Annotated in this window: 1 pseudogene; it reads right to left on the bottom strand. The window is 46.8% G+C overall.

The annotated features are described in order from the left end of the window. Positions 1-97 precede the first annotated feature (97 nt). Positions 98-284: pseudogene (locus ICN25_RS09900) on the bottom strand (phage major capsid protein); the annotation flags it as partial.

The raw sequence follows: 284 nt of genomic DNA, 5'->3' as shown, positions 1-284 counted from the left end.
GAAGGCATCTCTACGCACTACCGCTTCCACCTCTTTAATTTGGAAGTCACTATGAATGAGTTCTTTATGGTTCATGGTGTTATTCATTTCTTCCTCCTTATTGAATAGCCAATACCGCATGGGCATTGGCACGTGAAATAGATAAGGCGCAGCGTAAGTTCACCATGGCATACATGGCTAACGTGTCGTGCGGACGGATTGGGGCAACGATATCTAGATCATCATCCCTTAGCTTCATAAAGCGGGTGTTGAGGAAGTAGCAGCGCTTACTCCACTCCACGGTG

It is taken from the genome of Polynucleobacter sp. 80A-SIGWE, assembly GCF_018882295.1.
Lineage (GTDB): Bacteria > Pseudomonadota > Gammaproteobacteria > Burkholderiales > Burkholderiaceae > Polynucleobacter.
The sequence above is the reverse complement of the archived record's forward strand: the minus strand, read 5'-3'. Positions and strand labels throughout refer to the sequence as shown.